The following is a 2,760-nucleotide window of genomic DNA, read 5'->3' as shown; positions in this document are numbered from 1 at the left end:
TTTGCACAGCAAGACCCTCAGTATACGCAGTACATGTACAACATGAACGTAGTTAACCCAGCTTATGCTGGGTCTAGAGAGAATTTATCTTTTGGGTTTTTATACCGTCAACAATGGAGTGGATTTGACGGAGCACCAGAGACCTTAACCGCTTTTGGACATTTACCTGTAGGCGATCGTGTAGGATTAGGTTTATCGTTAATCAGTGATAAGATAGGGCCTGTTAACGAGACCAATGCGTATGCAGATTTTGCTTATAAGATTCCTTTAGGAGGGGAGCGAACGCTTGCCTTAGGTATTAAAGCTGGTGCTACTTTCCATGACATCGGATTGGCAGACTTAGCGGTAATCGATCCAAGTGACCCGTTTTTTATGAACAATGTAAATACGGTAACACCAAACGTAGGAGCAGGAGCTTTCTATTATACTGATAAGTATTATGTTGCATTCTCTGTACCTAACTTATTAAGCGCTACACATATTGATGAAGATGGAACTAAGATAGGATCAGAGACTTCACACTACTTTGCTACAGCGGGGTATGTATTTGATCTTTCAGATAATGTAAAGTTCAAGCCATCAGCGTTGGTAAAATCAGCATTTGATGCGCCTATGTCATTTGATGCAAATGCGAACTTTTTGTTCTATGATCGTTTAGAGCTAGGAGCTTCTTATCGTTTAGATGATTCGTTTAGTGGATTGGTAAACTTTGCAGTGACCCCTTCTTTACGTGTAGGTTATGCATATGATGCTGTGAACTCAGATATCGATGTGGTGTCTAATTCATCACATGAAATCATGTTATTATTTGATTTGAATTTACCACAGAAGATATCGAAATCACCACGATTCTTCTAAACCTAAAAGTTATTACACCATGAAAAAACTAGTATATATATTCTTATTAGTGTTAATAGCCCAAGGTGGTTTTGCACAATCCGATAAGACGAAAAAAGCCGATAAGCTATACAATCAGTTACGTTATGTAGATGCGGCTGAGGCATATTTAAAGATAGCGTTAGATGATGCAGATAACTATGTAATTACGCAATTAGCAAACTCTTACTATTATGTATTTAATACCAAAGAGGCTGCACGTTGGTATGAGAAAGCGTTACCTGAGAACAAAGATCCTGAGATTCGTTTCAGATACGCACAGATGTTAAAGGCAAACGGGAAGTATGACCAGGCAAATGCACAAATGCATGAGTTTGCAACAGCAGATCCTTCAGACTCACGAGCCAAGGAGTTTTTAAAGAACCCTAATTACATTCCTGAGTTATTGGCAGCAGAGAAGAAATTTGAAATAAAGCCGATAAACATCAATTCAGCATTATCAGATTTTGGAGGGTACTTTCATTTAAACACCTTTTACTTTACTTCCGCACGAGCAGGAGGAAGAAAATATGGCTGGAATGAAGAGCCTTACTTAAACATCTACAAAGCTCAATATGTAACAGATGCTTTTACAGCAGTAGAAGAGTTAGGAGATAACATCAATACACGTTACCACGAAGGAACGGTAGCGATTAGTGATGATGGACAAACGATGTACTTTGCCAGAACAAACTATGACGATGGAAAGTTTGTAAAGGATAGTATGGGAATAGGACTTGTTAACTTATTTAAAGCTACAATGGTAGATGGGCAGTGGGATAACGTAGAGCGTTTATCTTTTAACAGTGATGACTACACTAGTCAACACCCTGCTTTAAGTGATGATGGAAAAACATTGTATTTTGCATCAGACAGACCAGGAGGATACGGTGCATCTGATATGTACAAAGTAAGCATTAACGAAGATGGTACTTATGGTACACCTGAGAATTTAGGAGATCAGGTAAACACCGAGGCCAACGAAGGGTTCCCATTTGTTAATGATGGCTTGTTATACTTTGCCTCTAATGGTCACTTAGGACTTGGAGGGTTAGACCTTTTTGTTACTGATATTAAAGGTAACAGCTTTGGAGAGGTAAGAAATCTAGGAGTGCCAATCAATAGTAATAAGGATGATTTCTCATTTAGTTTTGAGGCAGCGACTAAAACTGGATTCTTTTCTTCTAACAGAGATGGAGGAAAAGGAAGTGATGATATTTACATGGCTACACAGGTAGCACCTATTTGTGATGTTGATTACGTAATTACGGTAACCGACAAAGAAACTGGAGCTATTATTGCGGGTGCTAAAGTATCGTTAGCAGATACCGAAGGGAATGCAGTAGGCACTAAAACATCTGATGAAGAAGGTAAGGTAACCTTTAAGGTAGAATGTAATAAAGACATTACCTTAGAAACTACAGCTAAAGATTACAACAGTGATAAGACAGATGTAAAAGGAACCGATACAATGATTACCAATGTAGGAGTTGCTTTAGATCCTATCGAGATCGTTATTGCTTACGATAAAGTTGTTTTAAACCCTATCTATTTTGATTTTGACAAGCACAACATTCGTAAGGATGCAGCTTTTGAGTTAGACAAGTTAGTGCAGGTGATGGAGAAATATCCTGAAATGACTATAAAAGTAGAAACTCATGCAGATAGCAGAGGGAAAGCTAAATACAACTTACAACTTACCGATAAGCGCGCTAAGAGTACTGTACAGTATTTAATCTCTAAAGGTATAAGTGAAGACAGATTAACTAGCGAAGGAATGGGAGAAACCAAACCATTAGTTGACTGTAAAAAAGGATGTACTAGTGAAGAGCATCAGAAAAACAGAAGATCTGACTTTATTATTACCAATAAAACGGAGTAAGA

At 38.0% G+C, this 2,760-nt stretch carries 2 protein-coding genes; both read left to right on the top strand.

Features of this window, described 5'->3' with window-relative positions:
* Nucleotides 1-858: PorP/SprF family type IX secretion system membrane protein (locus NBRC110019_RS16610; protein WP_281756591.1), on the top strand; the 858-nt coding region annotated here is incomplete at its 5' end.
* A gap of 19 nt (nucleotides 859-877) precedes the next feature.
* Nucleotides 878-2,758, top strand: a complete 1,881-nt coding sequence (locus NBRC110019_RS16605) for an OmpA family protein (protein ID WP_281756590.1) — start codon at nucleotides 878-880, stop codon at nucleotides 2,756-2,758.
* Nucleotides 2,759-2,760 lie beyond the last annotated feature (2 nt).

The sequence above is a fragment of the Neptunitalea chrysea genome, assembly GCF_027924145.1.
In the GTDB taxonomy this organism is placed as follows: domain Bacteria; phylum Bacteroidota; class Bacteroidia; order Flavobacteriales; family Flavobacteriaceae; genus Neptunitalea; species Neptunitalea chrysea.
Note: the sequence above shows the minus strand (reverse complement) of the source record. Positions and strands in the feature narration are given on the sequence as shown.

Excerpts from the sequence above, each read along its gene's own strand:
- NBRC110019_RS16605 (WP_281756590.1), top strand. The coding sequence starts at position 878 with ATGAAAAAACTAGTATATATATTCTTATTAGTGTTAATAGCCCAAGGT.